16 protein-coding genes are annotated in these 18,589 nt (G+C 64.4%); 4 read left to right on the top strand and 12 right to left on the bottom strand.

The genetic code is table 11. The features are described from left to right. Positions 1-19: 19 nt before the first annotated feature. A complete protein-coding gene (locus ABWP92_RS02920) occupies positions 20-1,174 on the top strand; it encodes an aminopeptidase (RefSeq protein ID WP_353233846.1) in 1,155 nt (384 codons plus the stop codon). A gap of 28 nt (positions 1,175-1,202) precedes the next feature. Here ABWP92_RS02920 and ABWP92_RS02915 read toward each other — a convergent pair whose 3' ends face one another. The 3 genes from ABWP92_RS02915 to ABWP92_RS02905 all read right to left on the bottom strand — a co-directional run bounded on the left by ABWP92_RS02915 (position 1,203) and on the right by ABWP92_RS02905 (position 3,967). Then, positions 1,203-1,460 carry an acyl-CoA-binding protein gene (locus tag ABWP92_RS02915; RefSeq protein ID WP_353233845.1) on the bottom strand — a complete coding sequence of 86 codons (258 nt, stop codon included), beginning with the start codon at positions 1,458-1,460 and terminating at the stop codon, positions 1,203-1,205. A 137-nt stretch (positions 1,461-1,597) separates the two neighbouring features. Next, complete coding sequence (locus tag ABWP92_RS02910) at positions 1,598-2,818, bottom strand: M20 aminoacylase family protein (RefSeq protein WP_353233844.1); 1,221 nt, start codon at positions 2,816-2,818, stop codon at positions 1,598-1,600. 162 nt (positions 2,819-2,980) lie between these two features. After that, complete coding sequence (locus tag ABWP92_RS02905; protein WP_353233843.1) at positions 2,981-3,967, bottom strand: fumarylacetoacetate hydrolase family protein; 987 nt, start codon at positions 3,965-3,967, stop codon at positions 2,981-2,983. Between the two features lie 107 nt (positions 3,968-4,074). On the opposite strand from ABWP92_RS02905, the gene ABWP92_RS02900 reads away from it, so the two are divergent. The 3 genes from ABWP92_RS02900 to ABWP92_RS02890 all read left to right on the top strand — a co-directional run bounded on the left by ABWP92_RS02900 (position 4,075) and on the right by ABWP92_RS02890 (position 6,824). Then, positions 4,075-4,875 (top strand): IclR family transcriptional regulator, encoded by an 801-nt coding sequence (locus tag ABWP92_RS02900; protein ID WP_353233842.1) that lies wholly within the window; start codon positions 4,075-4,077, stop codon positions 4,873-4,875. 56 nt (positions 4,876-4,931) lie between these two features. Further along, positions 4,932-6,137 (top strand): DUF3108 domain-containing protein, encoded by a 1,206-nt coding sequence (locus tag ABWP92_RS02895; protein ID WP_353233841.1) that lies wholly within the window; start codon positions 4,932-4,934, stop codon positions 6,135-6,137. A gap of 390 nt (positions 6,138-6,527) precedes the next feature. Continuing rightward, on the top strand, positions 6,528-6,824 hold the full coding sequence (locus ABWP92_RS02890; RefSeq protein ID WP_353233840.1) for a BTH_I0359 family protein: 297 nt from the start codon (positions 6,528-6,530) through the stop codon (positions 6,822-6,824). Positions 6,825-6,903: 79 nt separating this feature from the next. Here the strand turns inward: ABWP92_RS02890 and ABWP92_RS02885 are convergent, their stop codons facing one another. From ABWP92_RS02885 to ABWP92_RS02845, 9 genes are all read right to left on the bottom strand, one after another. Next, a complete protein-coding gene (locus ABWP92_RS02885; protein ID WP_353233839.1) occupies positions 6,904-7,974 on the bottom strand; it encodes an AbrB family transcriptional regulator in 1,071 nt (356 codons plus the stop codon). A gap of 182 nt (positions 7,975-8,156) precedes the next feature. Beyond that, positions 8,157-8,708: a hemerythrin domain-containing protein gene (locus ABWP92_RS02880; protein ID WP_353233838.1), complete on the bottom strand. Its 552-nt coding sequence runs from the start codon at positions 8,706-8,708 to the stop codon at positions 8,157-8,159. Between the two features lie 35 nt (positions 8,709-8,743). Continuing rightward, positions 8,744-10,087, bottom strand: a complete 1,344-nt coding sequence (locus tag ABWP92_RS02875) for an NnrS family protein (RefSeq protein WP_353233837.1) — start codon at positions 10,085-10,087, stop codon at positions 8,744-8,746. A 25-nt stretch (positions 10,088-10,112) separates the two neighbouring features. Continuing rightward, a complete protein-coding gene (locus ABWP92_RS02870; protein WP_353233861.1) occupies positions 10,113-10,808 on the bottom strand; it encodes a carbonic anhydrase in 696 nt (231 codons plus the stop codon). Between the two features lie 66 nt (positions 10,809-10,874). Beyond that, positions 10,875-11,648, bottom strand: coding sequence for a peptidylprolyl isomerase (locus ABWP92_RS02865; RefSeq protein ID WP_353233836.1), 774 nt, complete (start codon positions 11,646-11,648; stop codon positions 10,875-10,877). A gap of 98 nt (positions 11,649-11,746) precedes the next feature. Continuing rightward, on the bottom strand, positions 11,747-12,484 hold the full coding sequence (gene narI / locus ABWP92_RS02860; protein WP_353233835.1) for a respiratory nitrate reductase subunit gamma: 738 nt from the start codon (positions 12,482-12,484) through the stop codon (positions 11,747-11,749). Next, entirely contained in the window at positions 12,481-13,182 is a 702-nt protein-coding gene (narJ, locus tag ABWP92_RS02855; RefSeq protein WP_353233834.1) for a nitrate reductase molybdenum cofactor assembly chaperone, read from the bottom strand. The genes narI and narJ overlap by 4 nt, the downstream gene beginning before the upstream one ends. 26 nt (positions 13,183-13,208) lie before the next feature. Beyond that, positions 13,209-14,732: a nitrate reductase subunit beta gene (gene narH / locus ABWP92_RS02850; RefSeq protein ID WP_353233833.1), complete on the bottom strand. Its 1,524-nt coding sequence runs from the start codon at positions 14,730-14,732 to the stop codon at positions 13,209-13,211. Between the two features lie 23 nt (positions 14,733-14,755). Then, a complete protein-coding gene (locus ABWP92_RS02845) occupies positions 14,756-18,544 on the bottom strand; it encodes a nitrate reductase subunit alpha (RefSeq protein ID WP_353233832.1) in 3,789 nt (1,262 codons plus the stop codon). Positions 18,545-18,589: the final 45 nt, after the last annotated feature.

Genomic DNA, 18,589 nt, shown 5'->3' with positions numbered 1-18,589 from the left:
AAAAGTTGTGTCTGCCCGCATGAAACATCCCCTCCCACGCTGCCTGCGACGCATGGCCGCCAGCATCGGCATGGCGCTGGCGCTCGGCGGCTGCGCGGCCGCACCGGACGACAGCCTGGCCGGCTATTACTGGCAGTCCTTCCTTGGCCACATGGAGATCATGAATGCAGCGAAGCCGCTGGATGAGTGGATCGGCCAACCCGGCATTCCGCCCGCGCTGCGCGAGCGGCTGGAGCTCGCACGGCGCGCGCGCCGCTTCGCCACCGAGGAGCTGGGCCTGCCCGACAACGCCAGCTACCGGCGGTATGCGCAGCTCGGGCGCAAGGCCGCCGTCTGGAACGTGGTGGCCGCGCCGCCATACTCGCTCGAACTGCATACGTGGTGCTTCATGGTGACGGGCTGCGTCGGCTACCGCGGCTACTTCGCCGAAGCCGATGCGCAGGCCGAAGCCCGGCGCCTGGCGCAAACCGGGTTGGAGACCAGCGTGTACCCGGTGCCCGCGTACTCGACGCTGGGCTACTCCAACTGGCTGGGCGGCGATCCTATCCTGAGCACGTTCGTCGGCTGGCCGGAAGGGGACTTCGTGCGCCTGCTGTTCCACGAACTCGCGCACCAGGTGGCCTATGCGCCCGGCGATACCGCCTTCAATGAATCCTACGCGACGGCGGTGGAACGCCTTGGCGTGCGGCAATGGCTGCGCGAGGAATCCACCCCTCGGGCGCAGGCGGAATTCACCGCTGGCGAGAAACGCCGCGCGGAGTTCCGCGCGCTCACCCGGAGCACGCGCTCGGCGCTGGATGCCATCTACCAACAGGCCGATGGAGGCGGCGAGGCCCCGCAGGCGGCCAAGCAGCAGGCCATGCAGTCTTTCCGCGACGATTATGAAAAACTGCGGGAGCGCTGGGTCAGCGCGGATCAGGTCCCACCCGCTCAGCTCGCCAGCCTGGATCGCTGGGTGCGTGAAGCCAACAACGCCGCCTTCGGCGCTCAGGGCGCGTATGACGATCTGGCGCCCGCCTTCATGGCCCTGTTCGAGCACAAGGGTCGACGCTGGGACCGTTTTCACGCCGCGGTGAAAAAGCTCGCAAAAGCCAGCCTCGCCGAGCGCAGGGCGGCCATGAAGGAGCTGATGCCGGCAGCGCCCGCGCCCACCCTCCACGCCGCAACCAGTTGAATGGAAGGGCTCCGTTGAGTGGGGCGCGTCAGCCGCGCAGGGACTCGATCAGGTCGATGTACTGCCGCTTGGCATCTTCGCTGCTCGTGTCCTTGAGCTTGTCCCACGCATCCCACTTCGCGCGGCCCACGATGTCCGAGAAGCTGGGCTTCTTCTCCTCGTTGTCGCCGACCGTTGCCTGCTTGTAGAGCGCATAGATCTTCAGCAGCGTCGGATTGTCGGGACGTTCGCTCAGCTGCTTGGAATTGGCGACGGCGGCTTCGAAATCAGCGTTCAGGTCGGACATGGGGTCTCCAGGAATGGGGAATCGGATGATGGCGGCAGCACATGAACCGGCGCGCCGCACCTTTCCAGTGTATCGAAAAAACCCAAAAATACGAACGATCGTTCTATTTTATTTGCAACCGCATCGCGCCCGCCTTCTCAGGCGTTCGCCGCCTCGGCGGCGGGGACTGCCAGCCACTGCTCGGCCAGTTGCACCCAATAGGTCGCACCCAGCGGGATCAGCTCGTCGTTGAAGTCATAGCTCGGGTTGTGCAGCGTGCACGGGCCTTCGCCATGCCCCATTTCACGGTGGTCGCCGTCGCCGTTGGCGATGAAGCAATAGGCGCCGGGTTTTTCCAGCAGCATGAAGGAGAAGTCCTCCGCGCCCATGGTGGGCTCCTGCGCCAGCACATGCGCCTCGCCGACGATGCCCTGCATCACCTTGCGCGCGAAATCGGCTTCCGCCGCCGAGTTGATGGTGGGCGGGTAATTGCGGCTCAGCTCGAACTCACAGGTTGCGCCGAATGCCGCGCAGATGTGCTCGGCCACCTCGCGCATGCGGCGCTCCAGCAGGTCGAGCATCTCGACGCTGAAGGTGCGTACCGTGCCCTGCATCTCGCAGGTATCGGGAACCACGTTGGTCGCCTCGCCCGTATGGATCATCGTGACCGAGATGACGCCCGCTTCGATCGGCTTCTTGTTGCGGCTGATGATGTTCTGGAATGCCTGCACCATCTGCGCGGCGATCGGCACCGGATCGATGCCCATGTGCGGCATGGCGGCGTGGCTGCCCTTGCCATGGATGGTGATGATGAATTCATTGCTCGACGCCATGACCGGCCCTGGACTCACCGCGAAGCAGCCCGCTGGCATGCCGGGCCAGTTGTGCATGCCGAAAACGGCCTGCATGGGAAACTTCTCGAACAGGCCATCGTTGATCATCTCGCGCGCCCCGCCGCCGCCCTCTTCGGCGGGCTGGAAGATGAGATAGACGATGCCGTCGAAATCGCGGTGCCGCGCGAAATGCTGCGCAGCGGCCAGCAGCATGGCCGTGTGGCCATCGTGGCCGCATGCGTGCATCTTGCCTTTGTGCCTGCTCGCATGCGCGAAGGTGTTGAACTCCTGCATCGGCAACGCGTCCATGTCGGCGCGCAGGCCGATCGCGCGGCCGCAGGCGCCGCCGTCGCGGCCCTTCACGATGCCGACGACGCCGGTCTTGCCCAAGCCTCTATGGATGGGAATGCCCCACTGCGTTAGCTTGGCGGCGACGAGGTCGGCGGTGCGCACCTCTTCAAAACACAATTCGGGATGGGCGTGGATATCGCGCCGGATGGCGGCGATGGATGCCGCTTCGGCGACGATCGAATCTATGACTTTCATGTGCAGGCTTCCTTTGGGCCTGCTCGAGGACTGCAGCTGGTCGGCTGATCCTGCGGGTCGATCCTCGGACAGGCTCCGTTCAATGCCTCAGTCTAGCCCGGGTCGGCCACGCCCGCCACCGGGTTCCTACCGCCCCGCCCGCGCCACGCAAATGCGGACTGCTCAGGCTTGCGGGTCGGCGACGGCTTGTTCTATGGCGCCAAACAGGCTTTGTCCGGCCTTGTTCTTCATCTCGATACGGATGGTGTCGCCAAACTTCATGAATTCGGTCTTGGGCTGGCCGTCCTGGATGATTTCCATGCAGCGCTTTTCCGCAATGCACGAATAACCCTTGGACCAGTCCTTGTTGCTGACCGTGCCGCTTCCCACGATGCTTCCGGCGCGCACATTGCGCGTCTTGCAGATATGCGCGATGAGTTGGCCGAAGTGAAAGGTCATGTCGGGCCCCGCCTCGCACATGCCCACGCGGCGGCCGTTCCAGGTCGATTGGAGCGTGAGGTTCACGCGGCCCTTGTCCCAGGCATCGCCCAGTTCGTCGAGCGTGACGGCCACGGGGCCGAAAGCCGTCGCCGGCTTGCTCTGAAGGAAGCCGAAGCCCTTGGCCAGCTCCGGCGCAATCAGGTTGCGCAGGCTCACGTCGTTGGCGATCGTCATCAGGCGGATGCCGTCGAGCGCCTGCTCCGCGGAGGCCCCCATCTTCACATCGCCGGTAATCACCGCGATCTCGGCCTCGAAGTCGATGCCCATGGCCTCGCTGGGCACGACGATGTCGTCGCAAGGCCCCAGGAAATCGTCGCTGCCGCCCTGGTACATCAGCGGGTCGGTGTAGAAGCTCGCGGGCACTTCGGCATTGCGCGCCTTGCGCACCAGTTCCACGTGGTTGATGTAGGCCGAGCCGTCGGCCCACTGAAAGGCGCGCGGCAGCGGCGCCATGCACTGGGCGGGATCGAAGGGAAACGGGTGACGGCCGCGTCCCGCATTGAGCTGGTCATACAGATCCTGCAACTGCGGGGCAAGGAAGTTCCAGTCGTCAAGCACCTGCTGCAGGCGGTCGGCGATGCCGGTCGCATAATGGGCGGTGCCCAGGTCACGCGAGACCACGACGAGCTGGCCGTCACGCGAACCGTCTTTGTAAGTGGCTAGTTTCATGGCGAAAAATTCCCTTGGATTCCTGGCAAATCGCCCATCATGCCGCCGTATGAATTACGATTTGCGGAATTGATTCAACAAAAAAGAATTTGAAAATTCTAGTGCAGATGGACACAGAACGCGCCGGTATTCAATCAGTGGAAGTGGGCTTCGCGCTGCTCGAGGTCCTCACGCATTCCCGCGGCCCGCTGATGCTCAAGGACCTGGCCGCCGCAGCCGGCATGAGCGCGGCCAAGGCGCACCGCTATCTTGTGAGCTTCCAGCGCCTGCAACTGGTGATCCAGGATAGCCGCAGCAGCCGCTACGACCTCGGGCCTGCCGCGCTCAAGCTCGGCCTGGCCTCGCTCTCGCGCATCGACGCCGTGCGGATGGCGCGCGAGAGGGTTCCACGCATCATGGAGCAACTCGGCCACACGGTTGCGCTGGCCGTCTGGGGCAATCGCGGCCCGACCATCGTGCATTGGGAAGAAGCCCCCTTGGCGATGACCGCCCATCTGCGCCTGGGCGACGTGATGCCGTTGCTCTCGTCCGCCACGGGCAGATGCTTCGGCGCATGGCTGCCGCGCGAGAAAACCGCCGCGCTGATCGGCGAGGAGCTGGGACACGCGGCCCATCATCGGCGCCACGACGGGCTGCCGCACAACCTGGATGAAGTGTCCATGCTGTACGAAGAAATCCGGCAACATGGCTGCGCTCGGGTGGTCGATACGCTGCTGCCCGGGATCAGCGCTTTTTGCGCGCCGGTGTTCGACTCCGATGGCCATCTGGTGATGGGCATCACGACGCTGGGCTCGTCCGCGACCCTGGATCCCGCATGGGGCGGCCAGGTGGATGCGGGGCTGCGCGCCGCCGCTCACCAGCTCTCGAGCGATCTGGGCTGGGTGGCGCCCAGGCCATCAGCAGACTGAAAGGGATGCCAGGCCCGGAAGACCCCCTTTTCCCCTGAAATCCTCACCCGACTTCCATGCCGCGCCGCGCCCTCATTTTGCTCACACTGCTGGTCCTGGCCCTTCATTGGCTGGTGCTTGGCGGCGTGCCGCTGGGCGGCACGGACCAGGGCTCCGCGCAGCGGCTGGCGTTCCACACCCGCATGGTGACGCCCGCGCCGCCAACTCCTGCCGCCGAGACGGCCAAGGCGCAGCCCGCCGCGCCGGAGAAACCGCGCACCCAGCCAGCGCCGAAACCCAAGCCCAGGCCCAGGCCACACCCCGAGCCCACGCCAGCAGCCGCCCAACCGCCCGCCGAGGCGGAACTCCCCGGCGATCAGGATGCCGCCGCCGATGCGTCCCTGGCGCCCGCGCCACCCGCCGAGGCCTTCACCGACATCATCGGCCCCGCATCCGACGCGGCTTCCGGCGCGGCCTCCGTCCCGGAAGATGGCGCGCAACAGGCCTCCCCGGCTGCGGACACGGCCTCTTCCAGCGACTCCAACACCAACGCCGCATCCGCCCCGCCCGCGGAACATCCTGACGACGAATTGAGCGCCGGCGTCGACATCCGGCCTCCCGGAGCCGCCGGCGGCCAGGAGAGCGCCGAGCCGCCGCCCATCCGGTTGCCCGCAACGGCCACCCTCAAATATGCGGTGACGGGTGAAGTCAAGAAAATGCGCTACAACGTCAACGGCGAGCTGTCATGGAGGAACGATGGAGACCGCTATGAGGCCCGCCAGGAGATCAGCGCCTTCCTGCTCGGCACGCGCAGCCAGACCAGCACCGGCAAAATCACGCCCAGGGGGCTTGAACCCGCGCGCTTCGGCGACAAGGGCAAGCGCGAAGTGGCGGCGCATTTCGATTTCGACCAGCACATCGTCATCTTCAGCGCAAATACCAATCGCACCCCCATAGGCCCGGGAGCGCAGGATCGCGTCAGCGTGCTCATCCAGCTCGCGGCCATGCTGGCCGCCGCGCCCGACCGCTATCCGTCCGGCACGCAGATCGCATTCACCACGATAGGCCCGCGCAATGCGGATCGCTGGATTTTCACGGTCGGTGAAACGCAGATCCTGGATCTGCCCGCCGGCCCCACCCGCGCCATCCGCCTGCAGAAACAGCCTCGGCACGAACGGGATTTGCAGGCCGACCTCTGGCTTGGCATCGAACAGCAATACCTGCCCGTGCAACTGCGGCTGACGCAGTCCAATGGCGACTATGCCGAGCTGAAGCTGAAATAAGGCTGCGAGGATCGATTCCGGCGCCGGATGCGCGGCCCGGCCTGTTCAGGGATTCCGGATTCCGGGATCCTGTTGCGCGAGCGGTTGAATATCTTTTCACAAAATCACGGATGGACCGCCGCCGCCACTCCGCAAAACCAGAGATTCAAAAGGAATACCGAATTTATAAATATCGCAGAAAATGCAGCCCAAAAAATTTAATTAACGTATTTTTTGTCAAATTCGCGCCACCGGGTTCGAGCAACGCAAATCCATGGAATACTGTTCTTCAGATGTCTGTCCATTTCGGTGATGGCGACAGGGCGGCGCTGCATTCCCTCGATGCCCCGCCCTCTTGAAATTCCGACTCTGGCATTCATCTATTACCGCAGTGAAAGGAGGAACCTGACCATGCACATGCTCTACGACTCAGATTCTTTTGTGGTCGTCCACATGCAGCCTGACGCCGACCTGAGCGGCGAAGCCACATCCGCTGCCGCCCAGCCCACCGTTCCTCAACTGCCGCGCCACGGCTTTGAGATCGTGGACAAGCGCTCCGGCAAGGAGGTCTACCTCGACGGCTCCTGGGCGGAAATGTTCCAGCAGCAGATTCTGGAGTGGCAACGCAACACGCCCACACAGGAAGAAGTGGAAGACACGCTGGACGGCTATGTGGGCCTGGCCCAGAACCCCGTGCTGGTGCACTGAAAAAGCACTGAAACCGGCTACGGCCCCATCATTTACCCGCTCCCGCGCCATTTGCAGGCACCCTGCAAATGGCGCTTTTTCATGCGCGCGACCCGTAGATGCGGTGATACAGCGGCGCTACCAGCAGCAGCACGGCAACCAGGCGGCAGACCTGAAACGCCGTCACCACCGGCACGCCAAGCTGCAGCACCTTGGCGGTGATCGACATCTCCGCGATGCCGCCGGGCGAGGTGCTCAGCACCAACGTCACCCAGTGCTGGCCCGCCAACCACGCCAGCCCCACGGCAAACAGCGCGCAGGCCATCATCAGCGCGAAGGTACCGCCAGCCACGATACCCATCCAGCGCGGGGCCGTATGGATGAAATCCGAGCTGAAGCGCACGCCCAGACTCACGCCAATCGCCAGTTGGGCGGCATTCACCATGAGCTGCGGAACGGCGGAGAGTGTCGTGCCGCTTACGGTGATGCCCAGCGTCACCAGCAGCGCACCCAGAAACCAGGGATTCGCGCGGCCCAGCCTGCGCATGACGAGCGCGCCAACGCCCGCCGCGGCCATCATGACGACGAGCCCCACGGGATCGACCACGCGCGTGGCCGGCGGCAGGCGGTCCAATCCATGCAGGCCGCTCCATTGCAGCGCGAACGGGATCGTCACCGTCACGATGAGCACGCGCAGGCTGTGCGCCGCCGCGACGAGGTCGGCGCGGGCGCCTTCGCGCTCGGCCAGCAGCGTCATCTCCGACGCCCCGCCAATCGCGCCCGCGAAATAGCAGGTGGCGCGCATGGACCGCGCGGAAATTGTCGGCATGCGCGGCGCGGCCACACGGTACAGCCATGCGCCAAACCCCCAGCCCAGAAACAGCGCCCAGACGATGGCCAGCGCAATCGCCCACCACAGCCCGCCCACCAGATGCGCGACCTCGGGCGTGAAGTACAGGCCCAACGCGGTTGCAATCGTCCATTGTCCGGCATTGCGGCAGGCGATGGCGCTCATGGTGGGCACGCCGAACATGGTGAGCAGCGCGGTGCCCAGCAGCGGGCCGATCATCCACGGCAGCGGCGTGTGCAATGCCACGCAGAGTTCAGCGGCAAGCCACGCGGCGAAGAGGGTGAGCGCTATGCGCAAAAGCGAATGGGTTTTCGAAGACATGAATCAACGGGGCTTGGGTCGGGAACGCCATGTTTCTTCATGCAGGATTTCTGCGGCGCCAGCGTTCATGGTGCGCAAATTGTGCGCGAGTCCATCAACCACATTGATCATCAAGGCGACACGGGATCGCTCCACTCGCGAGGCCTGCCATCACCAAATCAGGCCGCTGCGGGCGCGGCGGCTCACTGTCTGCGCCGGGCCGCCATTTCCTCGCCCATGGCCTGCTGCTGTGGCACGGCCACCACCTTGCGCGCCGCCGGATAGATCACGCCGTCCTCCATGCGCAGATGACGATCGTAGCGCTGGATCATCACGTCGAATTCCGCCTCCTGCGCCGCTGTGAATTGTCCGATGGAGCCATCGGCCAGCGCCTTGAGCACGCCACGCAAGGTGCGCTCCCAGTGCGCATGCATGTCTTCGTGGTCCTGCTGCAACTGGCGGATGCTGGACTGCAGGTCCGCGTCATCCGCGCAGCTTTGCTTGAGTGCCGGGAAGATGTGCAACTCCTCGTCCTGATGGTGCAGCGGAGCGGCCAGATCGAAGTAGCGCAGCACGTCGCGCGCCGCCTGCCGGGCCGAATCGTCGCACGCATGCGTGTGCAGGTACGCGCGCAGGTCGGACAGCAGCTTGAGCGAGCGCCGCACCCGGTCATGGCATGCGTCCAGCATCTCGAAGGGCTGCTCGAAACCAACGCCGGGTGAGCGCAGGCCCGGAAGAGAGACTTTGGAATTCATAGGTCGTCCTCGAACGATTCAAACCGCACGGGCCATCATCCCGGACGACCGTCGGCGCGCGGCTTGCCATACCATGAGCACAGCCTGCCGCCCCAGATCGCGACGATGACGACCCACAGCAGCGCCGCGCCGCTGAGCAGCCACGCGCCCAGACCGCCGCCGAGCGCCGCCGCCACGCGCATCACCACGGTGGCCTGCAGCAGGCAGAACAGGCCCCACACCACCGAATCGGCGTGCAGCATGCGGCCGCTGTGGCCGCAGGAAACGCGCGTGACCATGGCCAGCAGCAGCGAGCCCAGGGCTCCCATCGTGAAGGCGTGCAGCGCGGCCAGCTCCCAGCCCGACACGGGCATGAACAGCGAGATCCATTTCACGCCGCCCGCGATCACGAAGGCGATGCCGATCCAGGAGAAACCGATGTGCAGCATCGCCAGCAGGTGGTTCTTCAGGCTCTGCACCAGCCCCCAGCGATACGCCAGCCACATCAGCATGCCCCCCGCGACCAGCTCGAACGAGCCGCAGACGATGCTCCACGCAGTATGCAAGGAGCCGGACAGCAGATACGTGGAAATCCACGCATCGGCCACCCTGACCGCCATCGCCGCGAGCAGCAGCCACAATACCCAGAACGGCCGCCAGACGTCGATGAATGGCAGGGCGCTGGATGTGAAAAATGGAATCATGCGATGGGCCACCACGATATACACCACGCCGACAAAGCCCCAGACGGCGGTGAGCACGAAGGCCCGGGTGATGTCGATGCGGCCCGTCAGCAGGCCCAGTCCCGCCGCGGCAAGGCTCACGCACCCTACCGCGCATGCCACGGCAATCGCCTTGGCGTGGATTCGGTCCTCCATCCTGCTGCGCCGCACCAGGCCCCAATAGATGGCGCACATCCATGTAAAGCCCAGCCATGCAATGCCAAGAGCGACCATTGCAATCGACTGGAACGACATCGCGCCAACAAGCCACAGCAGCCAGCCGAATGCCTGCATGAGCAGCGGCGGCAAAATGGCGGACATGTTCGGCGGCTCGACATGCAGCCATTTGGGCCCGGCGGTGAACAGGAAACCGGCAAAGAACAGCGGGAAGAAGCCAAAGCACATCACGATGGAATGCCCCAGCATGGGCGGCATGCCGTAGGGCAGCAGCGCCGCTCCCGTGGAGCGGTCCAGTTGCACCAGCGCCCACCAGATTCCGGATGCGATCAACACCACCATCGCCAGGAAAAAACTGATGCGATGCGGGGCCTGCGCGAGCATCGCGGCGCTCCAGCGCTGCGGCGGCAGCCGGGGTGGCTCGGACCTGGCGCCCTCCTGCTTGCCGATGGCGATGACGGGACGCCCCGCGCCGGGTTTCTTCCCCTGTTCTTCTGTCATGATTTTCCTTGGTACTCGCGCGCCGTCAAACAGCCTGGTTGCCGTACTGCTGGCAGCCGAATGCCTCCTGCGTCAACAACCCGGTATCGGGGCCGGTGCTGCTGCTCGACGCCTTGGATGCGGGTGTGAACACGCCTTCCGTCACGTCGAACACATATACCTGCCCTTCCTCGATCACATAGTGCCAGCCATGCAGGCTGATGCTTCCATCCTCGACACGCCTGCGCACCATGGGGTACCCCATCAGGCGTTCCAGTTGCAGTATCACCGCGCGCTGCTCCGTGCGGCGCAAAGTCTCGGGCGAGCGCTTGTCGGGCAGCATGGCGTCGCGGCCCAGGTCGAGCCAGCGGCGCAGGTTCAGGGCCTCGGGGGAGACTTCGCCATACATGGCCTTGATACCGCCGCAATCGCTGTGCCCGCAAACGACGATACGGCTCACGTTCAGGTTGAGCACGGCAAACTCGATTGCGGCCGCTGTGCCGTGGTGCCCATACGAACCGTCATAGGGCGGAACGAACGCGCCCACGTTCCGCACCAGGAACAGCTCCCCGGGGCCGAACCCCGTGAGCAGATAAGGCACCAGGCGAGAGTCCGAGCAGCCGATGAAGAGCGTGCTGGGATGCTGCCCCTGGTTCACCAGCGACTCGAACTGCTCGCGGTAGTGCGGGAACGCATCGCTGTGGAAGCAGCGCAGGCGGTGCAACAGATCATCGTCGGGCACGAATCCTCCTTGAGGTGACGAGGCGGTCTGCGCGGCTTGGATCGACTTCACGGGCCATGCCTGCTTCTAGGACGCCAGGGGCGCCTCTTCCGAATCCATGGCGACCCCCTCGATGCTGGACTGTTCCGCCAGCGACTGCAGGTAGCGGCGCACGGCATTGGTCCAGGCCTGCTGGCGCAGCACATGCACCACTCCCGCGCGCGCGTTTTCGTAGGACAGCGCTTCGCCGGCCTTGCGTTCGAGCACTTCCACGACATGCAGGCCAAAGCGGCTGTGCACCAGATGGGACATCACTCCCACTTCACTGGAGGAAAAGATCTCCCGGGAGAATTCCTCGGCACAGTCATCGCGCCCCAGCCATCCCAGGGCGCCGCCTTCGGCGCCACTCGGGCAGTTGGAGAGCTCGCGCGCCATTTCGGAGAAGCGCGAGGGCTCGTCCGTTCCCTCGGCCCGCAGCGTGAGCAGCACGCTTTCGGCGCGTTGCCTCAGCGCCGCCACATCGACGCCCTGTGTCACAGCGAAAAGGATATGACGCAGCAGCGCCTGCTCGTTGGGCCGTTGGGGATGCGCGGCGTAGTAACGGCGGCATGCGTCTTCCGAGGGCTCGGGACAATCGAGTTCGCGATCAAGCAGTTGCTCGATGGCGTGGGCGGCCGCATCGCTGATTCCGCCGCCCTGCGCCTCCGGCTGGTCGGCGCCGTCCAGCAGGCCCTTGAGCTGCGCCTGCTGCCTCAGCAGCTCGGTGCAGGCGCGCTGGCGCAGTTCCTCCGGGCCCAGCAGCTCCGTGGCTCCATGCAACGCGACGCCATTGACCCGCGCAACGGCGACGGCGGACTCCATTGCTTCGTAACCCGAGGCACCACCACTGGAGCCGCACCCGCCGCCTCCGCAACCACATACATGGGATTCATGAGACATGAGAAATACCTGCTTTCAGTTCACGCCGCGCCGTTCTGGCGGGCGCCGCGGTTGTGATCGGCGGGGAGGTTCAAGCGGCGCGCGCGCACCACCTGATAGGGCCGGAGCACGTATGCCAGGGTGGCAAAACCGCTCCAGACATGGACCAGCCGCGTGAAGGGGAAGATCAGGAACAGGGTCATCCCCAGGAACATGTGGGTCTTGAACACCCAGCTCGCGCCGGCCAGCATCTCGACGCCGCCGGTGCGGAAGGTCACCTCCCGCTGGGCCCATTCAGCCAGGCGCATCATCATCGAGCCATCCAGGTGCTCCGCGGACAACGGGATCGTCGCCAGGCCCAGGGCCAGTTGAACCCACAGCAGCACCAACAGCAGGATGTCGCTGGTCTTGGAAGTCGCGCGGATGCGCTCGTCTCCCAGGCGCCGGATCAGCAGCAGCGTCACGCCAATGAAGGCCGCCAACCCTGCCAGGCCGCCGCTCACCATGGCCAGCAGTTGCTTGTGCCCGGCGCTGATGAAGCCTTCATAGAGAAAGTGCGGCGTCAGCATGCCAACGCCGTGGCCGAAGAAGAGGAACAGCACGCCGACGTGAAACAGATTGCTCCCCCATCGCAAGGTGCCCCTGCGCAGCAACTGCGAGGAGTCGCTCTTCCACGTGTACTGATCGCGGTCGAAGCGTATCCAGCTTCCGATGAAGAAAACCGCCAGGCAGATATAGGGATAGATACCAAACAGGAAGGTGTTGAGCCAGTCGGTCATGCTGAGACTCCTTGGTGTTGATTCGGAAGATCCGACTTGCGCACAAAGTGCATGGGTTGTGGTGTGCCGGGCCTGGACTGGCCATGGGTGCTGCAGCCCGCGTAGGCTTCTGGCTCGACCCAGGCATCGTCCATGTCGGGCTCGGGGTCGATCTCCACCGCGTGCGCCTTGGCTCCCGCCAGTTCCAGGATGGCGGCAAGCACGCATGCGTATGGGCTCTGGCGCTGGACCAGCGCCGAGAAGACCGCATTGAGGATCTCGACCATTTCGCCCAGGAAATCCTTGGCCAGATGAAGGGGCTGGGTGGAGGCGAACTCGAGAACCACCGGCAAATGGTCTGGCAGCTCGTTGGCGTCGAACAGCAGGCCCGCCTTTTCGTAGGTCTGCTGCAGGTCGACCAGCGCCGGGCCGCGATCGCGCGAGTCGCCATGGATGTGCTCGAACAGATGCAGCGAGGTCTTGTGGCCGCGGTCGAACAGTTCGACATAGCGGGCCTGGGCTTCCCAAGGACCCAGCGCATTCAGGTGCGCGCATAGCTGTCCGATTTCTTCGACCCGGGCGCGCGGCAGTGCCTGTTCCAGGCGCAGCGCATCGACCATGGGCGACAGGTCGGCAAAGAGTTCCGCATCCGGATAGGCCAGGAGCCGCGAGAGAACGCGAAGCGTGTACCGCGCGGATGGGGGAGTGGCTTTCATCATGATTCCGTCCTTCCAGTTCCCGCCGCTCAGATGGTGGCCTTGATGGGGATGGTCCGCTGCTTCTTGCCGCCGAACATGCTGACTTCGGACGAACCGTCCGAGCAGCCGTTGCCGAACGAGAAGCCGCAGCCGCCGCGCAGATCGAACGCGTTTTCGGCGTACTCCCGGTGCGCGGTCGGAATCACGAAGCGGTCTTCATAATTGGCGATCGCCATCACGTGGTACATGTCCTCGACTTCATTCCTGGACAGTCCCACCTGCGCAAGCACGTCGGTGTTCTCGACCCCGTCCACGTGCAGGTTGCGCTGGTAGGTGCGCATCGCCAGCATGCGTTCGAGCGCGCGCACGACGGGCATGCGGTCGCCGGCGGTCAACAGGTTCGCCAGGTACTGCACCGGAATGCGCAGCTGCGACACGTCGGGGATCTCGCCATTGGCGTCGAGATGCCCTGCATTGGCCGCAGCCGTGATCGGCGAGAGCGGCGGCACGTACCAGACCATGGGCAGCGTACGGTACTCGGGGTGCAGCGGCAACGCCACCTTCCACTCCATCACCATCTTGTAGACCGGGCTTTTGCGCGCGGCGATCATCCAGTCGTCGGGGATGCCGTCGATACGCGCCTGCTTGATGACTTCCGGATCGTTCGGATCGAGGAAGATGCTCATCTGCGCCTCGTACAGGTCCTTGTCCTTCTCCACGCTGGCGGCTTCGGCAATACGATCCGCGTCATAGAGCATCACACCGAGATAGCGGATGCGGCCCACGCAGGTTTCCGAGCACACCGTCGGCTGTCCCGACTCGATGCGTGGGTAGCAGAAGATGCACTTCTCGGCCTTGCCGCTTTGCCAGTTGTAATAGATCTTCTTGTAGGGGCAGCCCGACACGCACATGCGCCAGCCTCGGCATTTGTCCTGGTCGATCAGCACGATGCCGTCTTCCTCGCGCTTGTAAATCGAGCCGCTCGGGCAAGACGCCACGCACGCCGGGTTCAGGCAGTGCTCGCACAGGCGCGGCAGGTACATCATGAAGGTGTTCTCGAACTGGCCGTAGATGTCCTTCTGCACGTTCTCGAAGTTCACGTCCTTGCTGCGCTTGGAGAATTCGCCGCCGAGGATTTCTTCCCAGTTCGGACCCCATTCGATCTTCTCCATGCGCTTGCCGGTAATCAGGCTGCGCGGGCGCGCCGTGGGCGCGGCCTTGCTTTCCTTGGCCGACTGCAGATGGTCGTAGTCGTAGGTGAAGGGCTCGTAGTAGTCGTCGATCTGCGGCAGGTTGGGATTGGCGAAGATGCGCATGAGCAGCTTCCACTTGCCGCCCTGGCGAGGCTCGATCGAGCCGTCCGCCTTGCGCACCCAGCCGCCGTTCCAGACCTCCTGGTTTTCCCATTCCTTGGGATAGCCGATGCCGGGTTTGGTCTCGACGTTGTTGAACCATGCGTATTCCATGCCGGGGCGGCTGGTCCACACGTTCTTGCAGGTGACGGAGCAGGTATGACAGCCGATGCATTTGTCCAGATTGAGCACCATGCCGATTTGCGCGCGTACTTTCATCGTGATTCTCCTTATGGCGCCACTCAGGCGTGCGCTATGTTGCCTTGTTGTTCTTCGTCGAGCCAGTCGATACGGCGCATCTTGCGCACCAGCACGAACTCGTCGCGGTTGGTGCCGATCGTTCCGTAATAGTTGAAGCCGTAGCTGAACTGCGCATAGCCGCCGATCATGTGCGTGGGCTTGAGCACGATCCGGGTGACCGAGTTGTGGATGCCCCCACGCGTGCCGGTGATCTCCGAGCCCGGCGTGTTGATGATCTTCTCCTGTGCGTGGTACATCATCACCATGCCCTGGCTCACGCGCTGGCTGACCACCACGCGCGCCGCAATCGCGCCGTTGGCGTTGAAGAGTTCCACCCAGTCGTTGTCCACGATGCCGGCGCGCTTGGCGTCGTCCTCGCTCAACCAGACGACCGGACCTCCACGATTGAGCGTGAGCATGTGCAGGTTGTCGCTGTAGGTGCTGTGAATGCCCCACTTCTGGTGCGGCGTGATGAAGTTCAACGCAATCTCGGGGTTGCCGTTGGGCTTCTTGCCTTCGACCTCGTGCAGCGTCTTCAGGTGCACGGGCGGACGATAGCTGGCAAAGCCTTCGCCGAAGTCGCGCATCCACGGGTGGTCCTGATAGAACTGCTGGCGGCCGGTAAGCGTTCGCCATGGAATCAGCTCATGCACGTTGGTGTAGCCGGCGTTGTAGCTGACCTTCTCGCTCTCGAGGCCCGACCAGGTAGGCGAGCTGATGATCTTGCGCGGCTGCGCCTGGATGTCGCGGAAGCGGATCTTCTCGTCTTCGCGATGCAGCGCCAGGTGCACGTGATCGCGGCCCGTCTGCTTGGAGAGCGCGTCCCAGGCCTTGCACGCCACATGGCCATTGGTCTCGGGAGCCAGCATCATCACCACCTCCGTGGCGTCGATGTCGCTCACGATGCGCGGCATGCCCTGGGTGGCGCCCTCTTCGCGCACGCTGCCGTTGAGCTCGCGCAGTTGATCGACTTCGGTGACCGTGTTCCAGCCGATGCCCTTGCCGCCGTTGCCGATCTTCTCCATCAGCGGGCCGAGTGCGGTAAAGCGCTTGTAGACGTTCGGGTAGTCGCGCTCGACGACGGCGATCTGCGGCGCCGTCTTTCCGGGAATGAGCTCGCACTCGCCGCGCCGCCACTCCTTCACGCCGTAGGGCTGCGCGAGTTCGGCGGCAGTGTCGTGCATGATGGGCGTGAGCACCACTTCCTTCTCGACGCCCAGGTGGCCGACGCACAGCTCGCTGAACGACTTGGCGAAGCCCTTGTAGATTTCCCAGTCGCTCCTGGCCTGCCATGCGGGGTCCACCGCGGCGGACAGCGGATGGATGAACGGGTGCATGTCGCTGGTGTTGAGGTCGTTCTTCTCGTACCAGGTCGCCGTCGGCAGCACGATGTCGGAATACAGGCAGGTGGTGCTCATGCGGAAGTCGAGCGTGACCAGCAGGTCGAGCTTGCCTTCGGGAGCCTGTGCGTGCCACTTCACTTCCTCGGGCTTGGCTTCTTCCGGTCCCAGGTCCTTGCCCTGCACGCCATGCGTGGTGCCCAGCAGATGCTTGAGGAAGTATTCATGCCCCTTGCCCGACGAGCCCAGGATGTTGGAGCGCCACACGAACATGTTGCGCGGCCAGTTGGCCGGATGGTCCGGATCCTCGCAGCTCATCTCCATGGAGCCGTCCTTGAGGCCCCGCACGACATAGTCCTTGGCATCGACGTTGGCCGCCTGGGCGTCGCGCACCACTTGCAGCGGGTTGGCCTTGAGCTGCGGGGCGCTGGGCAGCCAGCCCATGCGCTCGGCGCGCACGTTGTAGTCGATCATCGATCCGCTGTAGCTGCCGCGGTCGGCCAGCGGCGAGAGCACTTCTTCCACGCCGAGTTTTTCGTAGCGCCACTGGTCGGTGTGCGCATAGAAGAAGCTCGTGGAGTTCTGCTGGCGCGGCGGACGAATCCAGTCGAGCGCGAACGCGAGCGCCGTCCAGCCGGTCTGCGGGCGCAGCTTTTCCTGGCCCACGTAATGCGCCCAGCCGCCACCGCTCTGGCCAATGCAGCCGCACAGCATCAGCATGTTGATGATGCCGCGGTAGTTCATGTCGCAGTGGTACCAGTGGTTCATGGCCGCGCCGATGATGACCATGGACTTGCCCTGCGTCTTGTCGGCGTTGTCGGCGAACTCGCGCGCCGTCCTGATGACCTGATCACGCGGCACGCCGGTGATCTTTTCCTGCCATGCAGGTGTATAGGGCACGTTGTCGTCGTAGCCTATGGTCTGCCCCTCGCCCTCGAGACCACGAGAAATGCCGTAGTTCGCGGCCAGCAGGTCGAACACCGTCGCCACGGCCACGCGGCCTTCGATGCCGTCGCCCGACAGTTCCATGTGCGAGATCGGAACGCGGCGCACGAGGACGTCACCGTCCTGCTCGTTGTGCTTGAAGTTGGGCGACTGCACGCCGCCGAAATACGGGAACGCCACGTCGGCCACGGAGTGCGCCGTGCTGGCGTTCTCCAGGACCGAGAGCTGCAGGCGCACCTCGCGGCCATCCGTCGCCTCTTTCGTCTCGAGGTTCCACAGGCCCTGGTCGCCGCGGCCTTCGGCGCCCCAGCGGAAGCCGAGGGAGCCATTGGGCACCACCACGCGGCCGTCCTCTTCATAGGCCACGGTCTTCCAGTCGGGGTTGTTGTCCTGGCCCAGCGCGGAGTTGAAATCGCTCGCGCGCACATAGCGGTCGGGCACCAGCGCGGTGCGGCCATTGGCCAGCTTCTTCTCCTTGAGCGCGACCAGCAGCGGCAGGTCGGTATAGCGGCGCGCGTATTCGTCGAAGTACGCGCTCCTCTTGTCGAAGTAGAACTCCTTGAGGATCACGTGGCCCATGGCCATCGCCACCGCGGCGTCGGTTCCCTGCTGCGGGTGCATCCACAGATCGGCCAGCTTGGCGACTTCGGAATAGTCGGGCGTGACGGCCACGATCTTCGCGCCCTTGTAGCGCACTTCCGTGAAGAAGTGGGCGTCGGGCGTGCGGGTCTGCGGCACGTTGGAGCCCCAGGCGATGAGGTAGGTGGAGTTGTACCAGTCGGCCGATTCGGGCACGTCCGTCTGCTCGCCCCAGGTCTGGGGGCTCGAAGGCGGCAGGTCACAGTACCAGTCATAGAAGCTCATGCAGACGCCGCCGATCAGGCTCAGGTAGCGGCTGCCCGCGGCGTATGAAATCATCGACATGGCGGGGATCGGCGAGAAACCGATCACCCGGTCGGGCCCATGCTTCTTGATGGTGTAGATGTTGGCCGCGGCGATGATCTGATTGACCTCATCCCAGGTGCTGCGGACAAAGCCGCCCAGTCCGCGCTGCTTTTGCCATTCGCTGCGGGCGTCCTGGTTCTCGACGATGCTCGCCCAGGCATCGACCGGGCTCTGCGCCACGGCCAGCGCCGCGCGCCAATGCTTGAGCAGGCGACCGCGCACCATCGGGTACTTCACGCGGTTGGCGCTGTACAGATACCAGCTGTAGCTGGCGCCCCGCGCGCAACCGCGGGGCTCGTGATTGGGCATATCCGGGCGCGTGCGCGGATAGTCCGTCTGCTGCGTTTCCCAAGTGACGATGCCACCCTTCACATAGATCTTCCATGAGCACGAGCCGGTGCAGTTCACGCCGTGCGTGGAGCGGACGATCTTGTCGTGGGCCCAGCGGTCGCGGTATGCATCTTCCCATGTGCGGTCCTCGCCATTGGTCTGGCCATGCCCGTCGGAGAAGTTCTCCTTCGGTTGCGAGAAATACGTGAGTCTGTCGAGAAAGTGGCTCATCGTGGAACTCCAAAAATGAACTTGTCTTGTTATAGATATGTGGAA

Source organism: Diaphorobacter ruginosibacter, assembly GCF_040396215.1.
Lineage (GTDB): Bacteria > Pseudomonadota > Gammaproteobacteria > Burkholderiales > Burkholderiaceae_C > Diaphorobacter_A > Diaphorobacter_A ruginosibacter_A.
Note: the sequence above shows the minus strand (reverse complement) of the source record. Positions and strands in the feature narration are given on the sequence as shown.